At 74.0% G+C, this 25,318-nt stretch carries 28 protein-coding genes and 1 pseudogene; 16 read left to right on the top strand and 13 right to left on the bottom strand.

The annotated features are described in order from the left end of the window. Positions 1-37 precede the first annotated feature (37 nt). Positions 38-478: a cytidine deaminase family protein gene (locus tag ACGF5C_RS20125; RefSeq protein WP_393303644.1), complete on the top strand. Its 441-nt coding sequence runs from the start codon at positions 38-40 to the stop codon at positions 476-478. 4 nt (positions 479-482) lie between these two features. Here the strand turns inward: ACGF5C_RS20125 and ACGF5C_RS20130 are convergent, their stop codons facing one another. Next, positions 483-842, bottom strand: coding sequence for a YciI family protein (locus tag ACGF5C_RS20130; protein WP_393303646.1), 360 nt, complete (start codon positions 840-842; stop codon positions 483-485). Between the two features lie 125 nt (positions 843-967). Between ACGF5C_RS20130 and ACGF5C_RS20135 the strand changes: the two genes are divergently transcribed. The 4 genes from ACGF5C_RS20135 to ACGF5C_RS20150 all read left to right on the top strand — a co-directional run bounded on the left by ACGF5C_RS20135 (position 968) and on the right by ACGF5C_RS20150 (position 5,066). Next, complete coding sequence (locus ACGF5C_RS20135) at positions 968-2,014, top strand: FecCD family ABC transporter permease (RefSeq protein WP_393303648.1); 1,047 nt, start codon at positions 968-970, stop codon at positions 2,012-2,014. Positions 2,015-2,081: 67 nt separating this feature from the next. Next, entirely contained in the window at positions 2,082-3,185 is a 1,104-nt protein-coding gene (locus tag ACGF5C_RS20140) for a FecCD family ABC transporter permease (protein WP_393303650.1), read from the top strand. 25 nt (positions 3,186-3,210) lie between these two features. Beyond that, positions 3,211-4,122 (top strand): ABC transporter ATP-binding protein, encoded by a 912-nt coding sequence (locus ACGF5C_RS20145; protein WP_393303652.1) that lies wholly within the window; start codon positions 3,211-3,213, stop codon positions 4,120-4,122. Beyond that, positions 4,122-5,066, top strand: coding sequence for an ABC transporter substrate-binding protein (locus ACGF5C_RS20150; RefSeq protein WP_393303654.1), 945 nt, complete (start codon positions 4,122-4,124; stop codon positions 5,064-5,066). Before ACGF5C_RS20145 ends, ACGF5C_RS20150 begins: the two co-directional genes overlap by 1 nt. Positions 5,067-5,148: 82 nt before the next feature. Here ACGF5C_RS20150 and ACGF5C_RS20155 read toward each other — a convergent pair whose 3' ends face one another. From ACGF5C_RS20155 to ACGF5C_RS20170, 4 genes are all read right to left on the bottom strand, one after another. After that, complete coding sequence (locus ACGF5C_RS20155; RefSeq protein ID WP_393303656.1) at positions 5,149-5,595, bottom strand: DoxX family protein; 447 nt, start codon at positions 5,593-5,595, stop codon at positions 5,149-5,151. Positions 5,596-5,988: 393 nt separating this feature from the next. After that, positions 5,989-6,633 (bottom strand): hypothetical protein, encoded by a 645-nt coding sequence (locus ACGF5C_RS20160; protein WP_393303657.1) that lies wholly within the window; start codon positions 6,631-6,633, stop codon positions 5,989-5,991. Positions 6,634-6,674: 41 nt separating this feature from the next. After that, positions 6,675-7,205 carry a pentapeptide repeat-containing protein gene (locus ACGF5C_RS20165; RefSeq protein WP_393303659.1) on the bottom strand — a complete coding sequence of 177 codons (531 nt, stop codon included), beginning with the start codon at positions 7,203-7,205 and terminating at the stop codon, positions 6,675-6,677. Positions 7,206-7,367: 162 nt separating this feature from the next. Continuing rightward, positions 7,368-8,033, bottom strand: coding sequence for a TetR/AcrR family transcriptional regulator (locus ACGF5C_RS20170; RefSeq protein ID WP_393303661.1), 666 nt, complete (start codon positions 8,031-8,033; stop codon positions 7,368-7,370). 55 nt (positions 8,034-8,088) lie between these two features. Here ACGF5C_RS20170 and ACGF5C_RS20175 point away from each other — a divergent pair, with 55 nt between their 5' ends. After that, entirely contained in the window at positions 8,089-8,916 is an 828-nt protein-coding gene (locus ACGF5C_RS20175) for a class I SAM-dependent methyltransferase (RefSeq protein WP_393303663.1), read from the top strand. 79 nt (positions 8,917-8,995) lie between these two features. Here ACGF5C_RS20175 and ACGF5C_RS20180 read toward each other — a convergent pair whose 3' ends face one another. Together ACGF5C_RS20180 and trmB are read right to left on the bottom strand one after the other, a co-directional pair. Then, complete coding sequence (locus ACGF5C_RS20180; RefSeq protein ID WP_393303665.1) at positions 8,996-11,500, bottom strand: DEAD/DEAH box helicase; 2,505 nt, start codon at positions 11,498-11,500, stop codon at positions 8,996-8,998. 113 nt (positions 11,501-11,613) lie between these two features. Next, complete coding sequence (gene trmB, locus ACGF5C_RS20185) at positions 11,614-12,243, bottom strand: tRNA (guanosine(46)-N7)-methyltransferase TrmB (protein ID WP_393303821.1); 630 nt, start codon at positions 12,241-12,243, stop codon at positions 11,614-11,616. 225 nt (positions 12,244-12,468) lie between these two features. Between trmB and ACGF5C_RS20190 the strand changes: the two genes are divergently transcribed. Further along, entirely contained in the window at positions 12,469-13,122 is a 654-nt protein-coding gene (locus tag ACGF5C_RS20190; protein ID WP_393303823.1) for a hypothetical protein, read from the top strand. A gap of 8 nt (positions 13,123-13,130) precedes the next feature. Beyond that, positions 13,131-13,808, top strand: coding sequence for a class F sortase (locus tag ACGF5C_RS20195; protein WP_357697604.1), 678 nt, complete (start codon positions 13,131-13,133; stop codon positions 13,806-13,808). A 15-nt stretch (positions 13,809-13,823) separates the two neighbouring features. Here ACGF5C_RS20195 and ACGF5C_RS20200 read toward each other — a convergent pair whose 3' ends face one another. From ACGF5C_RS20200 to ACGF5C_RS20210, 3 genes are all read right to left on the bottom strand, one after another. Beyond that, positions 13,824-14,138 carry an antibiotic biosynthesis monooxygenase gene (locus ACGF5C_RS20200; protein ID WP_357452010.1) on the bottom strand — a complete coding sequence of 105 codons (315 nt, stop codon included), beginning with the start codon at positions 14,136-14,138 and terminating at the stop codon, positions 13,824-13,826. A gap of 28 nt (positions 14,139-14,166) precedes the next feature. Further along, entirely contained in the window at positions 14,167-14,964 is a 798-nt protein-coding gene (locus ACGF5C_RS20205; RefSeq protein WP_393303667.1) for an exodeoxyribonuclease III, read from the bottom strand. A gap of 68 nt (positions 14,965-15,032) precedes the next feature. Continuing rightward, the gene (locus tag ACGF5C_RS20210; RefSeq protein ID WP_393303669.1) at positions 15,033-15,953 is read right to left on the bottom strand and encodes a proteasome assembly chaperone family protein; all 921 of its coding nucleotides are present in this window, start codon (positions 15,951-15,953) and stop codon (positions 15,033-15,035) included. Between the two features lie 422 nt (positions 15,954-16,375). Here ACGF5C_RS20210 and ACGF5C_RS20215 point away from each other — a divergent pair, with 422 nt between their 5' ends. From ACGF5C_RS20215 to ACGF5C_RS20225, 3 genes are all read left to right on the top strand, one after another. Beyond that, a complete protein-coding gene (locus ACGF5C_RS20215) occupies positions 16,376-17,221 on the top strand; it encodes a peptidase M23 (RefSeq protein ID WP_393303671.1) in 846 nt (281 codons plus the stop codon). 103 nt (positions 17,222-17,324) lie between these two features. Then, a complete protein-coding gene (locus tag ACGF5C_RS20220) occupies positions 17,325-17,468 on the top strand; it encodes a hypothetical protein (protein ID WP_350706387.1) in 144 nt (47 codons plus the stop codon). 34 nt (positions 17,469-17,502) lie between these two features. Beyond that, a complete protein-coding gene (locus tag ACGF5C_RS20225; protein ID WP_393303673.1) occupies positions 17,503-18,270 on the top strand; it encodes an EcsC family protein in 768 nt (255 codons plus the stop codon). 151 nt (positions 18,271-18,421) lie between these two features. Here the strand turns inward: ACGF5C_RS20225 and ACGF5C_RS20230 are convergent, their stop codons facing one another. Both ACGF5C_RS20230 and ACGF5C_RS20235 read right to left on the bottom strand, forming a co-directional pair. Beyond that, the gene (locus ACGF5C_RS20230; protein WP_393303675.1) at positions 18,422-19,273 is read right to left on the bottom strand and encodes a GDSL-type esterase/lipase family protein; all 852 of its coding nucleotides are present in this window, start codon (positions 19,271-19,273) and stop codon (positions 18,422-18,424) included. Between the two features lie 153 nt (positions 19,274-19,426). Continuing rightward, positions 19,427-20,038 (bottom strand): antibiotic biosynthesis monooxygenase, encoded by a 612-nt coding sequence (locus tag ACGF5C_RS20235; protein WP_393303677.1) that lies wholly within the window; start codon positions 20,036-20,038, stop codon positions 19,427-19,429. Positions 20,039-20,195: 157 nt separating this feature from the next. Between ACGF5C_RS20235 and ACGF5C_RS20240 the strand changes: the two genes are divergently transcribed. The 5 genes and pseudogenes from ACGF5C_RS20240 (at position 20,196) to ACGF5C_RS20260 (ending at position 24,765) form a co-directional block, all read left to right on the top strand. After that, positions 20,196-20,459 (top strand): DUF6343 family protein, encoded by a 264-nt coding sequence (locus tag ACGF5C_RS20240; protein ID WP_350682876.1) that lies wholly within the window; start codon positions 20,196-20,198, stop codon positions 20,457-20,459. A 12-nt stretch (positions 20,460-20,471) separates the two neighbouring features. Next, entirely contained in the window at positions 20,472-21,884 is a 1,413-nt protein-coding gene (locus ACGF5C_RS20245; RefSeq protein WP_393303679.1) for an NADP-dependent succinic semialdehyde dehydrogenase, read from the top strand. Between the two features lie 60 nt (positions 21,885-21,944). Further along, positions 21,945-22,909: pseudogene (locus ACGF5C_RS20250) on the top strand (TIGR03885 family FMN-dependent LLM class oxidoreductase). Positions 22,910-22,936: 27 nt separating this feature from the next. Continuing rightward, positions 22,937-24,511 (top strand): Na+/H+ antiporter, encoded by a 1,575-nt coding sequence (locus tag ACGF5C_RS20255; RefSeq protein ID WP_393303681.1) that lies wholly within the window; start codon positions 22,937-22,939, stop codon positions 24,509-24,511. Continuing rightward, positions 24,508-24,765, top strand: coding sequence for a UBP-type zinc finger domain-containing protein (locus ACGF5C_RS20260; RefSeq protein ID WP_393303683.1), 258 nt, complete (start codon positions 24,508-24,510; stop codon positions 24,763-24,765). The genes ACGF5C_RS20255 and ACGF5C_RS20260 overlap by 4 nt, the downstream gene beginning before the upstream one ends. A gap of 12 nt (positions 24,766-24,777) precedes the next feature. Here the strand turns inward: ACGF5C_RS20260 and ACGF5C_RS20265 are convergent, their stop codons facing one another. Then, complete coding sequence (locus ACGF5C_RS20265) at positions 24,778-25,311, bottom strand: GNAT family N-acetyltransferase (protein WP_393303685.1); 534 nt, start codon at positions 25,309-25,311, stop codon at positions 24,778-24,780. Positions 25,312-25,318 lie beyond the last annotated feature (7 nt).

The following is a 25,318-nucleotide window of genomic DNA, read 5'->3' on the forward strand; positions in this document are numbered from 1 at the left end:
TTGACCGCCGACCGACGTCGAACCACGGGGATGCGCGATGACGATGCGGGACACCGACCGGGCCCTGGTGCAGGCCGCCACGGCGGTCGCCAAGCTGCGCTGCCGCAGCGAGAACCACACGGTCGCCGCCGCCGCGCGGACCACCGACGGCCGGGTCTTCACCGGGGTGAACGTCTACCACTTCACCGGCGGCCCCTGCGCGGAGGTGGTCGCGGTCGGCGCCGCCGCCACCCAGGGCGTCACCGAGCTGGAGACGATCGTCGCGGTGGGCGACCGGGGGCGCGGGGTGATCCCGCCCTGCGGGCGCTGCCGGCAGGTGCTGCGCGACTACTTCCCCACCATCCGGGTCATCGTCGGGCCGATGGACGCGCTGCGCGTGGTGCCGGTCGCCGAGCTGCTGCCCGAGACGTACGTCTGGGCCGACCACCAGCTCGACGGCCCGTCGCTGCCGGCGGCCCGCACGGGCGCCGGGGACTGACGGCTCAGTCGCCGGCCGCCGCCTCCAGCATCGACCGGGGGACGGGCACGCTCTCGAACCGCACGTTGCCCTCCGGGACCATCCAGCTCATCACCTGCACGGCCAGCCGCCCGGCCCGCACGGCCGGGTCGTTGTGGTACAGCTCGCGGGCCTCCTCGGGGCTGATCGAGAGCACGACGAAGCCGCGCAGCCGGTCGTCGTCGGCCTCCACGAAGGGCCCCGCCGCCAGGACGAGACCCTGGTCCACCAGCCCCGCCTGGTGGGCCAGGTGGGCGTCCTGCAACCGGTCGGCCACGTCCAGCGGCAGCTCCGGGGCGTCCGGCGGGCGCACCAGGAGCACCACCGTGTGCTGGTCGAATCGCATCCCTCCAGCGTAGGGCCGGGACGTGCCGCCGGGCGGCGGCGCGGCGGATCGACCACCGCTGGTTAGGCGGCCCTAACCGGGTGGGCTAAGGTAAGGCGAACCTAAGCACAGCTTGCGGGAGACTCGTGACCACCCTCGCCACCCCACCGGCCCCGGCCGGCACCCGGCCCCGCGCGCATGGCGGCCGCCGGGCAGCGGTCGCCGTCGCCGCCGCGCTGGCGCTGCTGCTGGCCGTGCTGGCGAGCTTCGCGCTCGGCAGCCGGTCGCTCGCCGTCGACGAGGTGTGGCGCGCCCTGGTCGCCCCGGACGGCGGCGAGGCCACCACCATCGTCCGGGAACTGCGGATGCCGCGCACCGCCCTCGGCCTCGCCGTCGGGCTGGCGCTCGCCGTCGCGGGGGTGCTCTTCCAGGCGCTGACCCGCAACCCGCTCGCGGAGCCGCGCATCCTCGGGATCAGCGCCGGCGCCTCGTTCGGCGTGGTGCTCGCCATCTCCGTCTTCGGCGTCGGCACCCTCGCCGGCTACGTCTGGTTCGGCATCGGCGGCGCGCTCCTCGCCGGCCTGCTGGTCTTCGCCGTCGCCACCCGCGCCCGCGAGGGCGCCAGCCCGGTCACCCTCGCGCTGGTCGGCGCGGCCCTCGACGCCAGTCTCGCCTCCGTGGTGTACGCGCTGCTCAGCATCGACGCCCGCACGTTCGAGGACTACCGGTTCTGGGTGGTCGGCGGGCTCACCGGCCGGGACCTTTCCGTGGCCGCCCAGGTGCTGCCGTTCGTGCTCGCCGGGCTGGTGCTGGCCGCCCTCGTCGCCCGCGGCCTGGACGCCCTCGCCCTCGGCGACGACGTGGCCCGGGGCCTCGGCCACCGGATCGGGCTGGTCCGCCTCGGCGGCGGCGCCGCCGCCGTGCTCCTCACCGGGGCGGCCGTCGCCGCCGCCGGGCCGATCGCCTTCGTCGGGCTCGCCGTGCCGCACCTGGCCCGCGCCCTGGTCGGCGCCGACCACCGCTGGACCCTGGCGGTCTCCGCGCTGCTCGGGCCCACGCTGCTGCTCGGCGCCGACGTCGTCGGCCGGCTGGTCTCCCCGCCCGGGGAGGTGCCGGCGGGCATCGTCACCGCCCTCATCGGCGCCCCGCTGCTGGCCTGGCTGGTCCGGCGCGCGAAGGTGGTGACGGCGTGATCGGCTCCGCCCTGGTCGGCGCCCTGCCGCCCGCCCCGCTCGTTCCCCGCGCGAAGGTGGTGACGGCGTGACCGCCCCCGCCCGCCCCGCCGACCGGAAGCCGGCCGACCGCCCGACGGGCCGCCCCCGCGCCGGCGTCGTCGCCCTGCCCGGGCGCTCGCTGGTGCGGGTCGGCCCGGTCAGCGTGCAGATCCGCCGCCGCTCGGTGCTCGTCGCCGCCACGCTGGTCGTGCTGCTGCTGGGCGCCGGGGTGCTCAGCCTCTCCCTCGGCACCCCGTACGTCGCCCCGGTCGACGTGCTGCGCGCCCTCTCCGGCGCCGGCACCCCGTACGACCTGGTGGTCTTCGACCTGCGGCTGCCCCGGCTGGTGCTGGCCGCGGTGGCCGGCGCGGCCTTCGGGGTCGCCGGCACGCTGATCCAGAGCGTGGCCCGCAACCCGCTCGCCAGCCCGGACGTCGTCGGCATCACCCAGGGCGCCGGCCTCGCCGCCACGGTGGCCCTGACCAGTGGGGCCGCCGCGGCGATCGTGGCGCCGGCGGCGCTGGCCGGCGGCCTGGTCGCCGCCGCGCTGCTGTTCGTCCTCGGCGCCCGGCACGGGCTGGCCGCCCAGCGTTTCGTGCTCGCCGGCGTGGCGGTCGCCTTCGCGCTGCGCGCCCTGATCGAGGTGGTCATGCTGACCGCCGACCCGATCGACGGGCTGCGCGCGCAGATCTGGCTGATCGGCACGCTCGCCGGCAAGGGCTGGACCGAGGCCCTCTGGATCGCGGCCACCCTGGTCGCGCTCCTGCCCGTGCTGGCGTGGGCCGGCTGGGCGCTGAACAGCACCGCGCTGGACGACGACACGGCACGGGGGATCGGCCTGCGCCCGACGGCCCGCCGGATCGGTCTCGCCAGCACCGGGGTGCTGGCCGCCGCGATGGTCACCGCCCAGGTGGGCGCGGTCGACTTCGTCGCCCTGGTGGCCCCGCAACTGGCCCGGCGGCTGGTCCGCGCGGAGCGCCCGCCGCTGGTCTGCGCCGCCCTGCTCGGGGCGCTGCTGCTGGTGTTGGCCGACCTGGCCGGCCGGCGGCTCTTCGCCCCCACCCAACTGCCCGCAGGGGTGCTGACCGCCGCCATCGGCGGCCCGTACCTGATCTTCCTGCTGGTCCGCGGCCGTCGGCGGCCCTCGTGATGTCCCACCCTGGCAAGGAGGCGTGATGCTCTCCACCCGCGACCTGGTCGCCGGCTACGACGAGCGGACGGTGCTGGACGGGCTCGACCTGGACCTGCCCGCCGACGCGTTCACCGTGATCGTCGGGCCCAACGCCTGCGGCAAGTCCACCCTGCTGCGCACCATGGCCCGGCTGCTCACGCCCCGGCGGGGCGCGGTGCTGCTCGACGGGGCCGCCATCCGGGACCTGCCGACCCGCGACGTCGCCCGCCGGCTCGGCGTGCTGCCGCAGAGCCCACTGGTGCCGGAGGGGGTCACCGTCGCCGACCTGGTCGGCCGGGGCCGGCAGCCGTACCAGCGGTGGTGGCGGCAGTGGTCGGAGGAGGACAGCGCCGCCGTCGACCGGGCCATGGCGCTCGCCGACGTGGCCGGGCTGGCCGGCCGGCCCGTGGACACCCTCTCCGGCGGTCAGCGGCAGCGCGTCTGGATCGCCATGACCCTCGCCCAGGACACCGAGGCGCTGCTGCTCGACGAGCCGACCACCTTCCTCGACCTCGCCCACCAGGTGGAGGTGCTGGACCTGCTGCACCGGCTGCGCGCCGAGCGGGGCCGGACGGTGGTGGCCGTGCTGCACGACCTCAACCAGGCCGCCCGGTACGCCGACCACCTGGTCGCGATGCGGTCCGGCGCCGTGGTGGCCGCCGGGCCGCCCCGGGAGATCCTCACCGCCGACCTGGTCCGGGACGTCTTCGGGCTCGACTGCGTGGTCGTGCCCTGCCCGGTGACCGGGGCGCCCCTCGTGGTGCCCGCGCTCACCACTCCCTCGCTGACCCGGCCGTCCGACGCGGCCGACCTGGTCGGCTCAGCTCCGGCGGGACCGCCGGCCCCGGCAGCCCGCCCCCCGGCCGAGGACGCGCTCACCCCGCGCACCGGCTCGTACCCCTCGAAAGGAATCTGATGCGTCGTCTCGCCGCCGCCCTCACCGCGGCGCTGGCCCTCGGCGTCGGCCTCACCGCCTGCGGTGAGAGCGACCCGGTCGCCAGCACCACCACCGGGGAGACCCGGGAGATCACCCACGTCATGGGCACCACCAAGGTGCCGGTCGACCCGAAGCGGGTCGTCGTGCTCGACACCGACAAGATCGACACCGCGCTGTCCCTCGGCGTCACACCGGTCGGCGCCGCCACCGCCGGTGAGGCGAAGAGCTGGCCGACCTACTTCGGCGAGGAGAAGCTCGCCGGCATCAAGGAGGTCGGGGTGCTCACCGAGCCCGACCTGGAGGCCATCAACGCCCTCAAGCCGGACCTGATCCTGGGCAGCAAGTTCCGCCAGGAGAAGTTCTACGACGAGCTGAAGGCCATCGCGCCGACCGTGTTCACCGAGAAGGTCGGCACCACGTGGAAGGAGAACTTCCTCCTCGACGGCAAGGCGCTCGGCAAGGAGCAGCAGGCCAAGGACCTGCTCGCCGCGTACGAGACCCGGGCCAAGGAGTTCGGCGCCAAGCTGGGCAACGCCGCCGACCGCAAGGTGTCCATCGTCCGCTTCATGCCGACCGAGATCCGGGTGTACGGGCCGGACTCGTTCTCCGGCATCGTGATCGGCGACACCGGCCTGGGCCGCCCCGAGCGGCAGCTGCTGACCGGCAAGGAGGACCGGCGGATGGACCGGGTGAGCCCGGAGCGCATCGGCGAGGTCGACGGTGACGTCATCTTCGTGACCGCGTACGGCGAGAAGGCCGCCGCCGAGCAGGCCAAGGTGACCGGCGGGACGCTGTGGAAGGCCCTGCCGGCGGTCAAGGCGGGCAAGGCGCACGTCGTCTCCGACCAGATCTGGATGACCGGCATCGGCGTCGGCGCCGCCAGCCGGATCCTCGACGACCTGGAGAAGTACCTCACCGCCTGACCGACGTCCGCCCGGGCTCGCCGGGCAAACCGCCAGTGGTGGCCGCACCGTCCCCGGTGCGGCCACCACTGCGTTGTGCGGGTCAGGCCCGGCCGGCGGGGGCCGGTTCGGCGGCCCGGTGGCGGCCGGTCAGCAGGTGGTCGACGCTGAGCCGGCCGGCACCGACCGCCGCCAGCAGCAGGCTCGCCGCGCCGAGGACGAGGACCAGCTCGTAGCCGCCCTTGTCCACGAAGAGGCCGTTGCCGGCGTGCACGAAGATGAACGCGCCGAGCATGTCCAGCGCGAGCAGGACACCGGCGATCGGGACGACCGCGCCGAGGATCAGCGCCGCGCCGCCGAGCAGCTCGACGCCCGTGGCGAACCACGCGGACATGGTCGGCAGGGGTACGCCGGCCTGGTCGAAGAAGGCGGCGGTCCCGTCGACGCCGTTGGTGACCAGCTTCTGCCAGCCGTGGGCGAAGAAGACGATGCCGACGCCGATCCGGGCGAGCAGCATCGCGACGTCACGGACGGTGGTGGGCAGGGTCATGGTTCTGCTCCTCATGCTGGGTGGACTGCCGAACGGCCGGTCGGGTCGACGCGCGCCGTGTCGCGGGCGGCCGCGACGCGACCGGCGGACGGGACACCGCGCGGCCCGGATCTCGGTCCGCCGGGCCTGTCGGGTGCCGCCTGGGGACCACCGTACCGGCAGATGGTTGAAGGCTCAATGGTTGACGTGGAAAGTGATTGTCGCCGCGCCCGCCGATCGCCGTCCGAGCTGCGCGGTCGTGCCCGGAGAAGGTGGCCTCGGGGGTCGCCGCCCGGGCGCGGTGGACCGCCGGAACGGCGAACGCGCCACCCTCCGGGCGGTGTGGCCGGCTCCGGAAGGTGGCGCGTGTCGTGGCCCGGGGGCCCGTCGGGAGGGCGGGTGGTGGTGGACGGGTCAGGCGGCCGTGGCCCAGATCGCCTGGAAGGCGGCCGCCTCGCCGGCCAGCCAGCGCTCGATCTGCTCGGGCCGGGCGTCGGCGGGCATGTGGTGGGCCTCGCCCCGGCGGACGTCCACCAGGACCGGCTCGGCGTGCGGGAGCACCGCGTCCATGTGCCGGGCCATCAGGTGCAGGGTGGCGAGCACTGCCTCCGGGCTGGGCGGGGCCTCGTCGAAGTGCAGGCGGACGGCCTCGGTGCGACCGTCGGCATGGCGTACGCCGAACTGGGGGTTGATCTTGACGGGCAGGTCGCCGAGCATGGCGAGCGCGTCGCGGGTCTGGGCGAGGTCGACGGCCCTCGGCTCGCCGAGGGAGTGCAGCCAGGCCCGCGCGCCGGGGACGAGGGCCTCGTAGAGCGGGCGCCAGCGGGGCTTGACCGCGTCGGCCACCTGGTCGAGGTGGGTGCCGCCGGTGTGGAAGGCGATGTCGGCCTTGAGTGCCTTGACGAACTGGCCGTGCGGGTTGAAGCCGGAGCGGCTGGTTCGCTGCTTGCGCAGGCCCCCGACGAAGGTGGCCTTGGTCGGGCCGGTGCGGTCGACGTAGCGGGTGAAGCCGAGCAGGGTGGCGTAGGGGGTGGGTGGGGCGGAGGCGGGCGTGGTCACGGGCGTCCTCCCAGGTCAGGACTTCGATTAGTACATACATTCTAATCGACAGGTGTGACACTTCCCAGTGCGAGAAGGGGGCGTAGGGCCTCACTGGTCAGACCCCGTACCTTGCGCAGGTCTACGGCGATCAGGTCCGTCCTGTTCAGGTCCGCACCGTCCAGGCGCGCGTGGTCCAGGCGCGCGTCGTTCAGGTTCGCGCCGCGCAGGTTCGCGCCCCGTAGGTCCGTCCAGCTCAGGTCCGCGCGGGACAGGAGCGCGCGGCTCAGGTCCGCGCCGCTCAGGTTCGCACTGACCAGGTGCGCCTCGACCAGTGCCGCGCCGCTCAGGTTCGCGCGGGACAAGGAAATCCCGGATAGGGACAGTTGAGTGCCGGTGAAGTCGAGGCGGCGGTTCTGGTCCTGTTCGGGGTGTGGCCGCCGGCCCAGGACGGTGACCGCCGCGCGTACGTCCTCAGGCGCCGCTGGGATCTCCGACGGCTTGGCGGCCTTGGCCGGGGTGGGGGCGTTGGTGCGGATGAAGGCGCACAGGACCTCGATGATCGTGGGCTCGTCCTCGGGTGAGTCACGCATGATCCGTTCGAGGGAGTAGATAGTTTGTCCGGCAACCGCGCAGTGCCCGGCCCGCTCGGGCGGATGGCCAGGCCGGACCGGGGCGGCCGGGTTTCAATCGCTGCAAGCGCTCGTCGTTGGGTGGCTCCGCCGCGGGTAAACCGGAATGCCCACGACAGGGAGTCAGGTGCCCGCAGAAAGGACAGCCCCGGTGCTCGGAGGAATCGCGCCGAGGCGTCGTTCAGGACCCTCGTGCTCGACGTCCCCGATGACGGTGGTCACGACCTTGTGGACTCCGGTGCCCGGCGGGGCGCCCTCCTGGTCGGCGAAAAGGAGGTGTCCCGTGCCGACGAGCATGGGTGCGAGGGTCTCGATGTCGGCGTCGACGGCGATCCGGCCCAGTTCGCGCTCGGTGACGAGGTAGGACGTGATCATGGCCGTGGCGTCCGACAGGATCGGCATGCGGGCCGGCCTGGCCTGGCGCAACCGGGTGAGCAACTCGTCCCGGGCGAGGACGAGGCGAATGATCGCCAGGGTGACCGCCCCGAACAGCTCCGTCAGTATCCCGGTGAGGTTGTCGACGACGGTGCCCGTGCCGACGGCCTCCTGCAGGGCGGCGGCCTGGGTGTCGATCCGGGCCATCCGATCCAGCACGAACTCGACGAGGAAGGCGTCGAAATCGGCGAAGTGGCGGTGCAGGACCCCCTTGGCGACCCCCGCCTCCGTGGTGACCGCGCGGCTGGTCAGCCCGCTGGGTCCGTGCTGGAGCAGGACGCGTTCGGCGGCGTCGAACAACTGCTCACGGGCGTCGCGGATGGCCACCCCGGTCGGCACTGTGCGTTCCTCCATCGATGGTCTGGCATCTGGTTGACAAAGTGGGCACACGCCCACTTAAGGTGGGCGCATGCCCACTTTACCTCCGGAGCATTCCCGGTCCTCCCGGCTCGAGGCGCATCAGGCCCGAGAGATAGCGGAGTCGTTCGGCGTCGACGCGGCACGCTACGACCGGGCCCGGCCCCGCTACCCCAGCGCGCTGGTGCGGCGGATCGTCGCCGCCAGTCCCGGGCCCGAGGTCCTGAACGTCGGCTGCGGCACCGGTATCGAGGCCCGGCAGTTCCAGGCGGCCGGTTGCGCGGTGCTCGGGGTCGAGCCCGACGCGCGGATGGCCGACTTCGCCCGACGCGGCGGGGTCGAGGCCGAGGTGGCGACGTTCGAAGCCTGGGACGCCGCCGGTCGGACGTTCGACGCGGTCATCGCCGGAACGGCCTGGCACTGGGTCGACCCGGTCGCCGGCGCGGCCAAGGCCGCCCGGGTGCTGCGGCCCGGTGGCCTCCTCGCGCCGTTCTGGCACGTGTTCCAGCTCCCACCCGATGTGGCGCAGGCCCTCGCCGCGGCCTACCAGCGGGTGGTACCCGACTCGCCGTTCACCTTCCCACCGGACAAGCAGGGCTTGGACGCGTACCAGCCGCTGGCGACCAGGGCCGCCGACGGGATCCGCGCGGTGGGCGGGTTCGGCGAACCCGAGCAGTGGCGATTCGACTGGGAACAGTCCTACACCCGCGACGAGTTGCTCGACCTGCTGCCCACCCAGGGCCTGCTCACCCGGCTCCCGCCGGAGAGGCTGGCGGAGGTGCTGGACGGGGTCGGGGTCGCTGTCGACGCGTCGGGGGGCAGCGTCACCATGCCCTACACCACGGTGGCTGTCACGGCGGTACGAACCAGCGGCACCTGACCGGCGTTCGTCCACGGCGGCCCGCGCGCTCGGGGAAGGACCGCCCAGGCATCCTGGACGGCCCTTCCCGGGCAAGAAACTAGAGCTGACCGACGGAGGTGACCCGGACGACCGCGGCGCCGGCCTCGTCGGAGGCGGCGAGGTCGACCTCGGCGCTGATGCCCCAGTCGTGGTCGCCCTCCGGGTCGTCCAGGATCTGCCGGACCGTCCACTTCTCCCGGCCCTGCTCGATCATGAGCAGCGCCGGCCCGCGCGCGTCCGGCCCCACCCCGATCGAGTCGTACGCCTCGAAGTACGGCTCCAGCGCGTCGGCCCAGGCGTCCGCGTCCCAGCCCGACGCGCCGTCCAGCTCGCCGAGGTCGTACCAGCGGCGCAGCGCGGCCAGCTCGACCCGGCGGAACAGGGCGTTGCGCACCAGCACCCGGAAGGCGCGGGCGTTGCGGGTGACCGCCGGGACGCGGTCGTCCAGCGCCTCGGCCGCCTCGGCGGCGTCGGCGGGGTTGCGCAGCCGCTCCCACTCGTCGATCAGGCTCGAGTCGACCTGGCGGACCAGCTCACCGAGCCACTCGATGAGGTCGACCAGCTCCTCGGTCTTCGCGTCCTCGGGCACGGTCTGCCGCAGCGTCTTGTAGGCGTCCGCGAGGTATCGCAGCACGAGGCCCTCGGAGCGGGACAGCCCGTAGAACTGGACGTACTCCGTGAAGGTCATCGCCCGCTCGTACATGTCCCGGACCACGGACTTGGGGGAGAGCTGGTGGTCGGCCACCCACGGGTGGCCCTGCCGGTACATCTCGTACGCCGACCCCAGCAGCTCCGCGAGGGGCTTGGGCCAGGTCACCTCGTCGAGCAGCTCGAGCCGGGCCTCGTACTCGATCCCCTCGGCCTTCATCGCGGCGACCGCCTCGCCGCGCGCCTTGAACTGCTGCGCGGAGAGCACCTGGCGCGGGTCGTCGAGGATCGACTCGATCACCGAGAGGACGTCGAGGGCGTACGCGGGGGACTCGACGTCGAGCAGCTCGATCGCCGCGAGGGCCAGCGGCGACAGCGGCTGGTTGAGGGCGAAGTCGAGCTGGAGGTCGACGGTGAGACGGACCCGCCGGCCGGTCTCGTCCGGCTCGTCGAACTGCTCGACCACCCCGCCGGCGCGCAGCGCCCGGTAGATCGCGATGGCGCGCCGGATGTGCCGGCGCTGGGCGGCCCGGTCCTCGTGGTTGTCGGTGAGCAGGTGCCGCATCGCCGCGAACGCGTCGCCGGGGCGGCCGATCACGTTGAGCAGCATCGAGTGGCTGACCTGGAAGCTGGACGTCAGCGGCTCGGGCTCGGCCTCGACCAGGCGCTCGAAGGTGGGCTTGCCCCAGCCGATCGACCCCTCCGGCGGCTTCTTGCGCACCACCTTGCGCCGCTTCTTCGGGTCGTCGCCGGCCTTGGCCAGGGCCTTCTCGTTGTCGATGACGTGCTCCGGGGCCTGCACCACCACCCGGCCGATGGTGTCGAAGCCGGCCCGACCGGCCCGCCCGGCGATCTGGTGGAACTCGCGGGCCTTGAGCAGCCGGGTGCGTACGCCGTCGTACTTGGACAGGCCGGTGAACAGCACGGTGCGGATCGGCACGTTGATCCCGACGCCGAGGGTGTCCGTGCCGCAGATGACCTTGAGTAGGCCGGCCTGGGCGAGGGTCTCCACCAGCCGGCGGTACTTGGGCAGCATGCCGGCGTGGTGCACGCCGATGCCGTGCCGGACCAGCCGGGACAGGGTCTTGCCGAAGCCGGAGGTGAACCGGAAGTTCCCGATGGCCTGGGCGATCATGTCCTTCTCGGCCCGGGTGCAGACGTTCACGCTCATCAGGGCCTGGGCGCGTTCCAGGGCGGCGGCCTGGGTGAAGTGCACGACGTAGACCGGCGCCTGCTTCGTCTCCAGCAGCTCCTCCAGTGTCTCGTGCAGCGGCGTCATCGCGTACGAGAAGAGGAGCGGGACCGGCCGCTCGGCCGAGCGGACGACGGCGGTGGGCCGGCCGGTGCGCCGGGTCAGGTCGTCGACGAAGCGGGTGGTGTCGCCGAGCGTGGCCGACATGAGGACGAACTGGGCCTGCGGCAGCTCGATCAGCGGCACCTGCCACGCCCAGCCGCGGTCCGGCTCGGCGTAGAAGTGGAACTCGTCCATGATCACCTGGCCGACGTCGGCCCGGTCGCCCTCGCGCAGCGCCAGGTTGGCCAGGATCTCGGCGGTGCAGCAGATGATCGGGGCGTCGGCGTTGACGCTGGCGTCGCCGGTCAGCATGCCGACGTTGTCGGCGCCGAAGACCTCGCAGAGGGCGAAGAACTTCTCCGACACCAGAGCCTTGATCGGGGCGGTGTAGAAGGTCGTACGGTCGTCGGCCAGGGCCGCGAAGTGCGCCGCGATCGCCACCAGGCTCTTGCCGGAACCGGTCGGCGTATTCATGATCACGTTGGCGCCGGAGACGATCTCGATGACCGCCTCCTCCTGGTGGGGGTAGAGGTCGAGGCCGCGCTCCTTCGCCCAGCCGGCGAACGCGTCGAAGAGGGTGTCGGGGTCGGCGCTGGTCGGCAGCGCGGCGGTGAGCGTCATAGCGGGTCCCATGGTGCCTGGATCATGCCCCTGCGCGCCAACCGGCGTGGGCGGCGATGGTGTTAGGAAGGGCCCCTTCTACAACAGAATCCGTTAGCAGGGGACCCCTCCTTTCAGCTTCGGCGGTAGATCAGGTCGAAGATCGGGCGGCCGGCCGTCAGGGCCCGGCGCTCGAACTTGGTGACCGGGCGGTGCGGCGGGCGGGGAGCGAAGCCGTCGTGCGCGTTGACCAGCCCCGGGTCGGCGTCCAGGGTCTCCCGCATCGCCTCGGCGTACTCGGCCCAGTCGGTGGCGCAGTGCAGAGTGCCGCCGGGCGCCAGCCGGGAGCGCAGCAGCGCGACGTGGGCCGGCTGGATGATCCGCCGCTTGTGGTGCCGCGACTTGGGCCACGGGTCCGGGAAGAAGACGTGCACCGCGTCCAGCGACGCCGCCGGCAGGCCCGTCACCAGGTCCAGCGCGTCGCCCTGCGCCACCCGCACGTTGCGCAGGCCGCGCCGGTCCACCAGGTCCAGCAGGTTGGCGATTCCGGGCGTGTGCACCTCGACCGCCAGATAGTCTCGATCCGGGTCGGCGGCGGCCATCGCGGCGGTGGTGTCGCCCATCCCGGACCCGATCTCCACCACCACCGGGGCCCGACGGCCGAACAGGCCGGCCAGGTCCACCGGCGTGCCGGGCTCGTCCGGGACGAGCAGGCCGTGGACCGGCCAGAGCCGGTCCAACGCCTCCGTCTGGCGGCTGCTCATCCGGCCGCGGCGCGGATGGAAGGTGCGGATCGTCCGGGCGGCGGGCGCCGCGGGCGCGGCGGCGGGAGAGTCGATGGAGGTCACAACGACCCGAGCGTACGCGACGACCGCGCCGGATCGGATGTGATGTTCGCCCGGGGATGAGAGGATCCATCCCGTACGGCAGACCGGGCTCCTGGTGTTGCCCGGCACTGCCTCAACGCGCCGGGAGGGGGCGTCGTGTCAGTGCACCGCGGCGGTCTGGCGCTGACGATCGCGACCGCGCTCGCCGGCCCGTTGCTCGCGGCCTTGCCGGCCGGGGCCGCCCCGCCGACCACCGCCCTCCCCGCTGTCACCGGCCGCCCCGTTGCCGCTGGCCATCCCGCTGCCACCGGCCTTCCCGTCGTCGCCGGCCGCCCCGTTGCCGGATTGCGGGCGGAGCCCGCGCCGGGGGGCCCGCCGCAGCCGAAGCCGCCGGAGCCCGCCGTCTTCGTCGAGGTCAGCCCGAGCACCGTGCAGCCGGGCTTCCTCGTCGGCATCCGGGCCAGTTGCAATGACAACTCGATCCCCGCGATCGTGGTCTCGGACGCCTTCGGCCGGGTGCAGGTGCAGCCGCAGCGCGGGCTGCTCACCGCCGCGCCGATGGTGCGCGAGCGCACCCGGCCCGGCAACTACCGGGTCAAGCTGGAGTGCCCCGACGGGGAGACCGCCTCGACCATGCTCCAGGTGGTCAAGGCGGTGAAGCCCAGTCGCGGCCCGGCGACGGGCTTCGGCGGAGGCGCCGGCGGGTTCACCGGGCTGCTGCTTCCCGGTGGTCTCGCGCTGACCGTGGCCGGCATCGTCCTCGCGGTGGTCGCGGCGCGCCGCCCGCGCTCCGTCCGTGGCGCCGCCCGACGCTGAGCCCGCCCATGGCCACCTCGCCCGCCCCGCAGCCGCCCGCCGCAGCGGCCCGCCGGCGTCCGCCGCCCGGACGCCGCCCCTGGTCGGTGCCGCTGGCCGTGGTGCTGGTGCTGGTCGGGGTCTTCGCCACCGGGGCGGGGCTGGGGCGGACGGCCGGGCCGTTCGACTGGGCCGCCGGCGCGGGGGAGTCGCGTCCGGCCCGCGGCGAGAGCGGCGCCCTGTCGGCCAGCCGGCCCGTACGCCTGTCGATCCCCTCGATCGAGGTGGCCGCGCCGGTGGCGCCCGTGGGCGAGGCCCGGGACGGCTCGATCGCCGTGCCGCCGCTCGACCGGGCCGACGAGACCGGCTGGTACGACCGGGGCCCGACCCCGGGCGAGCCGGGCCCGGCGGTCATCGTGGGGCACGTGGACACCAAGAGCGGCCCGTCGGTCTTCTACGACCTGCACAGGCTGCGCCCGGGCGACACGGTCGAGGTGACCCGGGCGGACCGCTCGGTCGTGGTGTTCCGGGTCGACTCGGTGGAGCACTTCCCGAAGGAGCGGCTGCCGGCGGAGCGGGTCTACGGCGACGAGGGTCCGCCGGGTCTGCGCCTCATCACCTGCGGCGGCGACTGGCTCGGCGGCCGCACGGGCTACGCCGACAACATCATCGCCTTCGCCACCCTGCTCTCCTCCCGCCCCGCCTGACCCATCCGGGACGGGTCAGGGTCGGGGCGGGACCTGCTGGACGACCTCGAATTCCAGGAGGCTGGCGCCCGAGGCGACCGGCGGGCGCCGCTCGCCCGTGCCGGCGTGGGCGGCGCGGGAGGGGCCGGCGGCCCACGCCTGGTAGGCCTCCTCGCTCTCCCACCGGGTGTAGACGAAGTAGCGGTTCTCCCCGGCGACCGGGCGGAGCAGCTCGAAGCCGAGGAACCCGGGGGAGTTCTCCACGGCGCCGGCCCGGGCGGCGAACCGCTTCTCCAACTCCTCGCCCGCGCCGGGAGGGACGTCGATCGCGTTGATCTTCACGACTGCCATGGCTCCACCCTAGTCACGCCGTCGGGGCTCAGAACGACTCGACCGCCGGAACCAGGTCGGCGTCCACCACGATCGGGGCGTGGTCGGACGGGCCCTTGCCCTTGCGGGCCTCCCGGTCCACGTACGCCGAGCGGACCGCCCGCGTGAACGGCGCCGAGGCGTACACGAGGTCGATCCGCATGCCCTTGTTCTGGTGGAACATGCCCGCCCGGTAGTCCCAGTAGGTGAACGGGTGGGGGCCCTTCATCGGGGTGGGCACCACGTCGGAGAGCCCGAGGTCGCGCAGCTCCGCGAGGGCCGCCCGCTCGGCCGGGGTGACGTGCGTGGAGTGGGTGAACACCGCCGGGTCCCAGACGTCGGCGTCGGTCGGGGCGACGTTGAAGTCACCGCAGACGGCCAGCGGCACCCCGCTCGCCAACTCCGTCTCCAGGGCGTCCCGCAGCGCCGCGAACCAGGACAACTTGTATACGTAGTGCGGGTCGTCCGGCGTGCGGCCGTTCGGCACGTACACCGACCAGACCCGCAACCCGTCGCAGGTCGCGGAGATGGCCCGGGCCTCCGGCTCGGGGAACCCCGGCTCGCCCGGGAACCCCACCACCACGTCGGTCAGGCCGACCCGGGACAGGATCGCCACCCCGTTCCACCGGCCGTCGCTGTGGCTGGCCACGCGGTAGCCCAGCTCGCCGACCTCGGCCACCGGGAAGGCCCCGTCCGGGCACTTCGTCTCCTGCAGGCAGACGACGTCCGGCCCGGTGCCGGCCAGCCACTCCAGCAGCCGGGGCAGGCGGGCCTTCACCGAGTTCACGTTCCAGGTCGCCAGGCGCATGGGTCCAGCCTGCCCCATCCGCGCCCGCGCCGCCGCGTCAGCTCCCGGGGTGTCGCGCCGGCGGCCCGTCAGGTGTTCGGGGTGTCGCCCGGGCGGGTCTGCTCGGCCAGGAACCGCTCCAGCTCGGCGCCCAGCTCGTCGGCGGTCGGCAGCGGCCCCGTCTCCTTGGCGAGCAGGCTCCGCTCGCCCCGGCCGCGCGCGAACGCGTCGTACTGCTCCTCGAGGGCCTGCACCAGCTGGGCGGCCTCGTCGGTCTGCGCGACCTGCCGGTCGATCTCCAGCCGGACCACCTCGGCGGCCGAGCGCAGCCCGTCGCGGGGCAGCAGCAACCCGGTGCTGCGGGACACCGAGGCGAGCAGCACCTCGGCGGCGGCCGGGTACTCGGTCTGCGCCACGTAGTGCGGCACGTGGGCGGCGAAGCCCAGGGCGTCGCGGCCCAGCTCGCCGAGGCGGAACTCCAGCAGGTGCCCGACGCTGCCCGGCACCTGCACCCGCTGCAGCCACGGCTCGTAGCCGGCGATCAGCTCGCGCCGGGTGGCGTGCGCGGTCACCCCGGCGGGGCGGGTGTGCGGCACGGCCATCGGGATCGCGTTGAGCCCCACGGTGAGCCGGACGTCCAGCCGCGCGGTGAGCGCGCCGACGGCGGACACGAAGCGCTCCCACTGCAGGTCCGGCTCCGGGCCGGTGAGCAGCAGGAAGGGCGTCTCGTCGTCGTCGCGCAGCACGTGCAGCTCCAACGCCGGGGCGTCGTACGACTCCCAGTGGTCCTCGACGAAGGTCATCACCGGCCGGCGCGAGCGGTAGTCGAAGAGCTGGTCGACGTCGAACCGGGCGATCGGGCGGGCGTCCAGCGAGGTGAGCAGCTGCTCCCTGGCCAGGCGGGTGGCGCTGCCGGCGTCGACGAACCCGGTGAGGGCCTGGATCAGGACGGGCTGACCGAGGTCGGGCAGCTCGTCGATGAGTTCGTAGAGCTCGTGTGGGTCGAGCACCGGTGCGGACCTCCCTGGGTCGTGCGTACGGGTCGCCGCGCGGGGACGGCACCCGCTCGGGGAACGTACCCGCCATCCTCGTGCATTCCTGCCGGCGGCTCCCGGGGGGCCGCCGCGTGATCAGCAATCAGGGCGTATCCCCGCAACTCCACCGTCGGACGCCGAGCGATGACCGTGAGGCGGACCAGCCTATCGGCCGAAAGGGTGAACTGGGGGATCATGCACTCGGCGTCGACGCTTCGTCCCCCTTCCGTGCGGCCAGGGGGCGCGCGGGCGCCGTCGCGAGGTCTGCCCGCTACGCGAGGTGCGCCCCCGGCTCGCCCCGGAACGGCCGGGCCGTCCTGCGGGTGGGGGTGCTTTCGTGAAAAATGCCACGAGATCACCCGGGGTGATCGGAGTTTGGGTCTGCCTAGCCTCGGCTGATGCGTGACGACCGCACCCTCGATAGTCAGATCACCCCCGGTGACCCGATCGACCGTTCGGACGATACCCCCTTGCACGATCGGCCGACTGGGCTCCGTTCCGCCGCGACGTACGCCCGGAAGCTGCTGCCCGCGCCGGCCCGGGCCCGGGCCGCCCTCGCCGCCGGCGTGCTGTGCTGCCTCGGCCTGACCGCCGTCGCCCAGGGCGCCCGGGACGACTCCGCCGCCGACCCGGCCCCCGTCGCCGCCCCCTCCGCGCTAGCCGAGCGCGCCGAGGCGGACGCTGCCTCCCGCGGCCTGGAACGCGCCCCCGCCGCCACCCCCGCCAGCCCCACCCCCGCCGCCGACCCGGACACCGCCACCCCTGCCCCGAAGAAGACCAAGCGCAAGCCCGTCGACCCCGCCCCCGTGGCCGGTCTCGACAACGCCCAGATGGAGAACGCTGAGGTGATCGTGCGGACGGGGCGGAAGATGGACATGCCCCGGCGCGCGTTCGTCATCGCGGTCGCCACCGCGATGCAGGAGAGCAACCTCTACAACGTCGCCAGCGGGGTGCTCCCCGAGTCCCAGAACTACCCCCACCAGGGCATCGGTTGGGACCACGACTCGGTCGGGCTGTTCCAGCAGCGCTCCAGCAGCGGGTGGGGCGAGGTGGGGCAGCTGATGGATCCGGAGTTCGCCACCCGGCAGTTCCTCGCCGCGTTGGCGCAGGTGCCCGGCTGGCAGCAGATGCGGCTGACCGACGCCGCCCAGGCGGTGCAGATCTCGGCCTACCCGGAGCACTACGCCAAGCACGAGTGGCGGGCCACGGAGGTCGTCGAGGCGATCCTGGAGGCCGGCCAGTAGTCTTCCACCGACCACAGTGGACGGTTGCGTTCCGGGTGTCCGGGGTACGGATGTTGTCGGTCCGGGGTACACATGGAAGAGGCACCACCGACAGGAGGACGACATGTCTCTGATGCAGCGGATCAGCACCTTCCTGCGCTCGCCGAAGGGCCAGCAACTGATCGACCGTGGCCGGCGCGAGCTGGCCAAGCCCGGCACCCAGCAGAAGCTGAAGGGCCTCGCGGCCAAGCTCCAGAACCGCCGCTGACCCCCGACGACCTCTCCGACCCCCGGGAGAACCCGTGACCGATTCCGCGCCCGCCGACGGCCAGCCCACCCAGCCCGCCGCGGGAGCGCCCCAGCCGCCGGCGGTGGTGCCGGCGCCTCCGCAGGAGGTCCCGGAGGCGCCGCCGCTCAAGCTCTGGGACCGGATGCGGGAGGATCCGCAGTACGCCCCGGAGCACCTCGCCCTGGAGGCCGTGCGCCGGCTGGGGCCGGAGGCGGCGCAATGGGCCGCGCGGGCCCGGGCCGAGCAGCCCGGGGTCTCCGTCGAGGCCCTGGCGGAGCAGGCCGTACGCAAGTTCGTCAACCACGCCCGGCTCTCCGGTGCCGTCTCCGGGGCGGCCGGGCTGCCCGGTGCCGTGATCGACGTGGGCGTGCTGGCCTGGACCCAGGCCCGGATGGTGCTGCACGTCGCCGCCGCGTACGGCGTCGACCCACGGCACCCCGACCGGGCCACCGACCTGCTCGTGCTGCAGAAGGTGCACAAGGTGGCCGAGAGCGCCCGGCTCGCGCTCGGGGTGGCCGCCGGGCGGGAGCGCGCCGGTGCCCTGTTCGGCAGCGGTGGGCAGAACCCGCTCGGCAGGGTGATGCTGCGCCTGGGCGTACGCCTGGCCCAGATGGCCGGGGTGCGCGCGGCGAAGCGGCTCTTCGCCAAGGTGGTGCCCGGGGCGGCGATCATCCTCGGCACCTGGGCGAACTCGTCGGCCACCAAGGACCTGGCCGTGCGTTCCCGCGCCCTCTACCGCCACTACGGCACCCTCGCCGTCCCCGAACCCCGCCGACCCTGATCCCCCGGGTCGGCTCTCCGTCCGCGCCGGCTTCCCGGCCGGTCCGTGCCGGCGACGACCAGTCCGTGCCGGCGGCGACCAGTCCGTGCCGGCGACGACCTGTCTGTGCTGGCGATGGCGGTCCGTGCCGGCGATGGCCAGTTTGGGTCGGTCAGGAGGCGAGGCCCGAGGCGCGCCAGGCCACGTCGGCCAGGCGGTCCTGGCCGGCGGCGTTGGGGTGGAACCAGTCCAGCGGGTTGACGAGGTCCAGGTCGAACCGCACCCGGTGCACCGCCCCGCCGTCGTAGCGGCAGCGTGAGCCGTACGCCTTGCAGGCGGCGGCGAGCTGGGCGTTGTAGTCGTCGATCCGCTCCCGGACGGCCGCCCGGCGGGCCCGGTCCAGCGGGTCCGTCGAGGCCGGGTCGGCCAGCAGCGCCGGGCAGATGCCCCGCTTCCAGGCCCGGACCGCCCGGGCGTCGGTGTGCCCGACCTCCCAGAGTCGGTACAGGTCCGGGATGCTCACCACCAGCACCCGCGCCTTCGGCCGGCCCTGCCGCAGCACCCGCAGGCCCCGGTCCACCTCCGCGCGGAACCGCGTCACGGGCGTCATCGCCTCGATGCCGCCCCGGCACACGTCGTTGGCCCCGATCAGCACGGTCACGTGGTCGACGCGGTCGCGTACCGCCTGCTGGGCCTGTCCCTCCAGCGACGCCGCGCGCGCTCCGGGGCGGGCGTGGTTGTAGGCCCGGCCGCGGATGGCGGGGGTGCGGTCGAGCAGCCGGCGGTAGAGGCTGTCCACGCGCAGCCCGTCCCCGGTGGACCACGAGTTGCGCTGGCACGAGGTCAGCACCAGGCAGGAGCCGAAGCCGGTGCTGATCGAGTCGCCGAGCGCCGCGATGCCGCCGGGCGCGCCCGGCGACGGCGTCTCGCGCGGCGGGCGGGAGCCGGAGCCCCCGCCGCCCTCGCAGGCGAGGGCGACCAGTGCCAGCAGGCAGGCGACGGCGGCGACCCAGCGTCGAGGCATCTCTTCCCCAGTCCCGCAGCGGAGAGCAACAGCGCGGTAACTGTACGCGCGGGTCGGGGTGTGGTCACCCGCTGCTGTCGGCTATGCGGCACAGCCCTGTTCCGCCGCGCCTCGACCTGCTAATGGCAGCCGCCTGAGGTGGGCGACGGGGCGTCAGCGGGCCGGGCGCCACGGCGGACGCTGCCCGTGCAGCCACCAGTGCAGGGACGCCGTGATCCGGGGCAGCACCAGGTAGGTCATCAGCGGGGTCAGCGTGAGGGTCATCAGCAGCACCCGGGCGGCCAGCGGCACGTCGGGGAGGAGCCGGCTGGTCAGCAGCGTCGCGGTGAGGCTGAGCGGGAAGAACGCCAACCAGATCGTCACGGCCTGCTTCCAGCGCGGCGGGGACGGCGGCGGCACGGCGGGATCGGCGCTGACCGGCACCGTCTCGACGACGTGCTCCCGCGGCGGGTCGAACCAGCCCTCGATCCCGGTGCGCCGCTCCACCCGGGTGTGCTCCACGATGCCCTGCGCCGAGGACAGCCACCAGTGCCGCTGCGGCGACTCCTCCCACCGGCGCAGCGTCTCGTGGTCGGCGAAGCGGTAGATGATGTGCCACTCGCCGGAGCCGGGCGCGGTGCGTACCCAGCCGGAACCGAGGAATCCCGGGAACGCCTCGGCCAGCGCCGTGCCGGCCCGCATCCAGGCCACCATCTCGCTGGTCCGGGCGGGATCGGTGCGCCGCGCGACGGCGACGGTCACCGGCAGGGCGTGGGTCATGGTCATGCCGACCATCCTCCCCGGCCGCGGCGGGATCCGGCGGCTCATGGCGCACGGGTGTAACGCACCTTACCGGCGGCGTGACGCGGCCCACGCGGCCCGCGGCGGGGCCGGGGTGGCCGCCGAGCGGGTTAAGCCGGCCGATCGGGGGTAGGTCCGTGCAATGACGAGATCGCAGCCCCGGCGCGCCCGTGGCACGGTCGGCCACGCCTACAGCGCGCTCAACATGCGGCTCCTGCTCGCCGGGTTCGGGCTGGTCACCATGGCCGTGTTCGCGGTGCTGGCGTTCCGCGCCGACCTGGTGTGGCTGGGGGTCCTCTGCGTGGTCTTCGCGGTGGTCGCCGTGGTCGACCTGATCATCATCCAGCGCCGCCGTGCCGCCCGCCGCCGGGAGGAGCCGGGCGCCCGCCACTCACTCTTCGAGTGACAGGAGTACGAGATGCCCATCGCGACCACCAACCCCGCCACCGGACAGGTGCTCAAGAGCTACGACCCGATGTCGGCCGAGCAGATCGACGCCGCCATCGAGCGCGCCGACCTGGCGTACCGCCAGCTGCGGGGCACCACGATCGCGCAGCGCGAGCGGTGGCTGACCGCGGCGGCCGACCTGCTGGAGGCCGAACGCGACGAGACCGCCCGGCTCATGACCACCGAGATGGGCAAGACGTACGCGGCGGCCAGGGCCGAGGTCACCAAGTGCGCCACCGCCTGCCGCTTCTACGCGGCGAAGGCCGCCGAGTTCCTCGCCGACGAGCCCGCCGACGCGGCGGCGGTCAAGGCCACCCGGGCGTTCGTCCGCTACCAGCCGATCGGGCCGGTGCTCGCGGTGATGCCCTGGAACTTCCCGCTCTGGCAGGTGATGCGCTTCGCCGCGCCGGCGCTGATGGCCGGCAACACCGGCCTGCTCAAGCACGCCTCCAACGTGCCGCAGACCGCGCTGCTGCTGGAGGACCTCTTCCGCCGTGCCGGCTTCCCGGAGGGGGCGTTCACCACGCTGCTGGTCGGCTCGGCCGAGGTCGACCGGGTGCTCAGCGACCCCCGCGTACGCGCGGCGACGCTGACCGGCAGCGAGGGCGCCGGCCGCTCGATCGCCCAGATCGCCGGCCGGGAGCTGAAGAAGACGGTGCTGGAGTTGGGCGGGAGCGACCCGTTCGTGGTGATGCCCTCGGCGGACCTCGACCGGGCCGCCGAGGTGGCGACCACCGCCCGCTGCCAGAACAACGGCCAGTCCTGCATCGCCGCCAAGCGGTTCATCGTGCACGCCGACGTGTTCGACGCCTTCGCCGAGAAGTTCGCCGCGCACATGTCGGCCCTGCGGGTCGGGGACCCGATGGACCCCGACACCGACGTCGGCCCGCTGGCCAGCGAGGGCGGGCGCGACGAGATCCACGCCCAGGTGCGGGACGCGGTCGACAAGGGCGCCACGGTGCTCTGCGGCGGCGAGCCGCCCGCCGGCCCTGGCTGGTTCTACCCGCCGACCGTGGTGACCGACCTGAGGCCGGAGATGCGGATGTGGTCCGAGGAGGTCTTCGGGCCCGTCGCCGGCCTCTACCGCGTGTCGTCGTACGACGAGGCGATCGAGGTGGCCAACGGCACCGCCTTCGGACTCGGGTCGAACGCCTGGACCCGCGACCCAGAAGAGCAGGAGCGCTTCGCCACCGACCTGGACGCCGGCAACGTGTTCGTCAACGGGATGACCACGTCCTACCCGGAACTGCCCTTCGGCGGGGTGAAGAACTCCGGCTACGGCCGGGAGCTCTCCGCGCTGGGCATGCGCGAGTTCTGCAACACCAAGACCGTCTGGGTGGGCGAGGGGGCCGCCACGGCCGGCGCGGGCGCGCACGCCGAGTAGCGGTGCCGAGCGCCGCCGGGCAGCTTTAGCCGGACACCGTCATGGGTACGGAGTGACGCCATGACGGTGTTCGGCTTCCACGCGTCCCACGAGCAGATCCATCCCCGCTCCCTGCTGGACGCGGTGGTCCACGCCGAGCGGGCCGGCTTCGACGCCGCCATGTCCTCGGACCACTTCTCGCCCTGGAGCGAGCGGCAGGGCCAGTCCGGCTTCGCCTGGTCCTGGCTCGGCGCGGCCCTCCAGGCCACCAACCTGCCCTTCGGCGTGGTCAACGCGCCCGGCCAGCGCTACCACCCGGCGATCATCGCGCAGGCGATCGGCACCCTCGCGGCGATGTACCCGGGCCGGTTCTGGGCCGCGTTGGGCACCGGCGAGGCGAGCAACGAGCACATCACCGGCGACGGCTGGCCGCGCAAGGACGTCCGCAACGCGCGGCTGCGGGAGTGCGTGGACGTGATCCGCGCGCTGCTGGCCGGCGAGGAGGTCAGCCACGACGGCCTGGTCCGGGTCGACCGGGCGAAGCTGTGGACCCGGCCGGAGCAGCCGCCGGCGCTGATCGGCGCGGCGGTCAGCGTGGCCACCGCCCGCTGGTGCGCCGAGTGGGCGGACGGGCTGATCACCGTGAACGCGCCGACCGCGCACCTGCGGCAGATGATCGAGGCGTACCGGGGTGCCGGCGGGCGCGGGCCGCTGCACCTGCAGGTGCACGTGAGCTGGGCGCGGGAGCAGGCCGAGGCCGAGCGGCTCGCGTACGACCAGTGGCGCAGCAACGTCTTCGCGCCGCCGGTCTGCTGGGACCTGGACACGGCGGAGCACTTCGACGTGGTCTCGGCGCAGGTGCCGATGGAGCGGGTCCGCGAGGTCGTCAACGTCTCCGCCGACCCGGGTCGGCACGTCGGCTGGCTGGAGGAGTACCTGGACCTCGGCTTCGACCAGATCGCCCTGCACCACGTCGGGCAGGAGCAGCGGGCCTTCATCGACACGTTCGGGGCGAGGTGCTGCCGAAGCTGCGCGGCGTCGGGTGAGCGGAGCGGGCACCTAGGCTCGTACCCATGGAAGCCCTGTTCGACGTCGTCGTCTTCCTCGCGATCGCGACGCTGGGTGCGGCGCTGGCCCGGAAGCTCGGGCTGCTCGCGCCGATCCTGCTCGTGGTGCTCGGCCTCGCCCTCGCCTTCGTGCCGGGCTTCCCGCAGGTGCGGCTCGACCCCGAACTGGTGCTCGTGGGCATCCTGCCGCCCCTGCTCTACGTCGCCGCGCTCGAGACCTCGGTACCGGCGTTCCGGCTCAACCTGCGGCCGATCCTGCTGCTCGCCGTCGGGCTGGTGCTGTTCACCGCGTTCGCGGTCGGCCTCGTCGTGCATCTGCTGCTGCCGGCGGTGCCGTTCGCGGTCTGCCTGGCCCTCGGCGCGGTGGTGGCACCGCCCGACGCGGTCGCGGCCACCGCGGTGGCCCGGCGCATCGGGCTGCCCCGACGGGTCGTGACGATCCTGGAGGGGGAGAGCCTGCTCAACGACGCGACGGCGCTGGTGCTGCTGCGGGTCGCCACCCTGGCCAGCATCGGTGCCGCCGTCGGCGTCACGGAGGTGGCCGTGGAGGTCGTCACGGCCACCGGCGGCGGCATCGTGGTCGGCGTGGTCGGCGCGGTCGTCTTCGGCTTCCTGCACCGGCACATCACCGACCCGCTGCTGGACAACGCGCTGTCGCTGATCATCCCGTTCGCGGTCGCCTTCGCCGCCGAGGAGATCCACGCCTCCGCGGTGGTCGCGGTGGTGGTCACGGGACTGGCGCTCGGGCACCGGCTGCCCCGGCTGATGTCGGCCGCGTCCCGACTCCAGGTCGGGGCGTTCTGGCGGTTGACCCGGTTCCTGCTGGAGGGCCTGGTCTTCCTACTGGTCGGCCTCCAACTGCCGGAGGTGCTGCGGGAACTCGACGAGCCGGCCGGATTCCTGGTCGCGATCACCGCGGCGGTGCTGCTCACCGTCTTCCTGACCCGGTTCGTCTGGCTCTTCCCGGCCACCTACCTGGCCCGGCTGGTGCCCAGGATCCGTCGCCGGGAGTCCCCGCCGTCACCGCGCTACCCGATCGTGCTCGGATGGGCCGGCATGCGCGGCGTGGTCACCCTGGCCGCCGCCCTCGCCCTGCCGCTCACCCTCGCCGACGGCCGGTCCTACCCGCGCGCCCTGTTCATCTGGCTGGCCTTCGCGGTGATCGTGGTGACCCTGGTCGGCCAGGGCGCCACCCTGCCGCTGGTGGCTCGCCGGATGCAGCTGCCGCCCGACGACCCGGTGCAGGACGCGCTCTCGGCCGCGGGCGTGCAGCAGCAGGCCAGCCGCGCGGCACGGGAGCGCCTCGACGCGCTCGCCGACACCGCCCCCGCGCCCGTGGTGGAGCGGCTGCGGCGGGCGCTGGACGAGCGCACCAACCTGGCCTGGGAGCGCCTCGGCGGCACCGCGCGGGAGACGCCATCCCAGGCGTACGGGCGGCTGCGGCAGGAGATGATCGACGCAGAGCGGGAGGTGTTCCGGGAAGCCCGGGACTCCGGCCGCATCCCCGAGGAGGTGCTGGTGCGCGCCTACCGGGAGCTGGACCTGGAAGAGTCGCTGCTACGGCGGGAGGTCGTGGAGTGAGTTGTCAGCACCTGACCGGGGCGGGTACCGCCGTGCCGGAGACCACCGACGTCTGCCCGGAGTGCGTGGCCATCGGCAACGAGTACTGGGTGCACCTGCGGTCCTGCCTCACCTGCGGGCACGTCGGCTGCTGCGACTCGTCGCCGCACCAGCACGCCTCGGCACACTTCGCCGCCACCGCGCACCCGGTCATGCGGTCGATCCAGCCCGGGGAGACCTGGCGCTGGTGCTTCGTGGACGAGGAGATCGGCTGAGCCCGCCCGGAGTCAGGGCAGGCGGCGGGCGAGGACCTGGCCGGGCCACGGGTCGCGGCCCGGACGCTCGACCGTGAACGGTTCGGTGGGGGTGAAGCCCTGCCGCTCGTACCAGCGGACCAGCGCGCCGTCCCCGCCCGCGTAGCAGTCGACCCGGAGCAGGCTGAGCCCGTGCCCCCGGGCCAGCTCCGCGGCATGGGCGAGAAGCCGGCCGCCGATCCCCGAACCGCTGTGTGCCCTGTCGGTGACCAGCAGGTTGACGTACAACTCGGGCTCGGTGGCGGGCGGCACGTAGTCCGTCGCCGCGCCCACCACCAGCGCCCCGACCGGCCGGTCGCCGAGCGTCGCCAGCCACAGCCCGCCACCCGCCGCCCAGGCGTCGGCCTGCGCGATCCGCCGCGGATCGGTCGACGCCGGCTCGGTGCCCCACTGGCCGGTGCGCCCCCGCGCCACCAGCCAGGCGGTCGCGTCGTCGAGCAGCCGCAGCACGGCGGGCGCGTCGGCGGGGCCGCCGGGACGCAGGGCGAGGCTCCGCTGCTCGGTCATGGTGGGC

Source organism: Micromonospora sp. NPDC047620 (assembly GCF_043205005.1).
Taxonomy (GTDB): domain Bacteria; phylum Actinomycetota; class Actinomycetes; order Mycobacteriales; family Micromonosporaceae; genus Micromonospora.

Bases quoted from the DNA above. Each gene is read 5' to 3' on its own strand.
- ACGF5C_RS20150 (WP_393303654.1), top strand. From the start codon at position 4,122: ATGCGTCGTCTCGCCGCCGCCCTCACCGCGGCGCTGGCCCTCGGCGTC.
- ACGF5C_RS20200 (WP_357452010.1), bottom strand. From the start codon at position 14,138: ATGGCAGTCGTGAAGATCAACGCGATCGACGTCCCTCCCGGCGCGGGC.
- ACGF5C_RS20165 (WP_393303659.1), bottom strand. From the start codon at position 7,205: ATGCGTGACTCACCCGAGGACGAGCCCACGATCATCGAGGTCCTGTGC.
- ACGF5C_RS20195 (WP_357697604.1), top strand. From the start codon at position 13,131: ATGGCCACCTCGCCCGCCCCGCAGCCGCCCGCCGCAGCGGCCCGCCGG.
- ACGF5C_RS20125 (WP_393303644.1), top strand. From the start codon at position 38: ATGACGATGCGGGACACCGACCGGGCCCTGGTGCAGGCCGCCACGGCG.
- ACGF5C_RS20145 (WP_393303652.1), top strand. From the start codon at position 3,211: ATGCTCTCCACCCGCGACCTGGTCGCCGGCTACGACGAGCGGACGGTG.
- trmB (WP_393303821.1), bottom strand. From the start codon at position 12,243: ATGAGCAGCCGCCAGACGGAGGCGTTGGACCGGCTCTGGCCGGTCCAC.
- ACGF5C_RS20220 (WP_350706387.1), top strand. From the start codon at position 17,325: ATGTCTCTGATGCAGCGGATCAGCACCTTCCTGCGCTCGCCGAAGGGC.
- ACGF5C_RS20240 (WP_350682876.1), top strand. From the start codon at position 20,196: ATGACGAGATCGCAGCCCCGGCGCGCCCGTGGCACGGTCGGCCACGCC.
- ACGF5C_RS20235 (WP_393303677.1), bottom strand. From the start codon at position 20,038: ATGACCATGACCCACGCCCTGCCGGTGACCGTCGCCGTCGCGCGGCGC.
- ACGF5C_RS20155 (WP_393303656.1), bottom strand. From the start codon at position 5,595: ATGACCCTGCCCACCACCGTCCGTGACGTCGCGATGCTGCTCGCCCGG.
- ACGF5C_RS20180 (WP_393303665.1), bottom strand. From the start codon at position 11,500: ATGACGCTCACCGCCGCGCTGCCGACCAGCGCCGACCCCGACACCCTC.
- ACGF5C_RS20215 (WP_393303671.1), top strand. From the start codon at position 16,376: ATGCGTGACGACCGCACCCTCGATAGTCAGATCACCCCCGGTGACCCG.
- ACGF5C_RS20230 (WP_393303675.1), bottom strand. From the start codon at position 19,273: ATGCCTCGACGCTGGGTCGCCGCCGTCGCCTGCCTGCTGGCACTGGTC.
- ACGF5C_RS20175 (WP_393303663.1), top strand. From the start codon at position 8,089: ATGCCCACTTTACCTCCGGAGCATTCCCGGTCCTCCCGGCTCGAGGCG.
- ACGF5C_RS20130 (WP_393303646.1), bottom strand. From the start codon at position 842: ATGCGATTCGACCAGCACACGGTGGTGCTCCTGGTGCGCCCGCCGGAC.
- ACGF5C_RS20255 (WP_393303681.1), top strand. From the start codon at position 22,937: ATGGAAGCCCTGTTCGACGTCGTCGTCTTCCTCGCGATCGCGACGCTG.
- ACGF5C_RS20205 (WP_393303667.1), bottom strand. From the start codon at position 14,964: ATGCGCCTGGCGACCTGGAACGTGAACTCGGTGAAGGCCCGCCTGCCC.
- ACGF5C_RS20245 (WP_393303679.1), top strand. From the start codon at position 20,472: ATGCCCATCGCGACCACCAACCCCGCCACCGGACAGGTGCTCAAGAGC.
- ACGF5C_RS20170 (WP_393303661.1), bottom strand. From the start codon at position 8,033: ATGGAGGAACGCACAGTGCCGACCGGGGTGGCCATCCGCGACGCCCGT.
- ACGF5C_RS20265 (WP_393303685.1), bottom strand. From the start codon at position 25,311: ATGACCGAGCAGCGGAGCCTCGCCCTGCGTCCCGGCGGCCCCGCCGAC.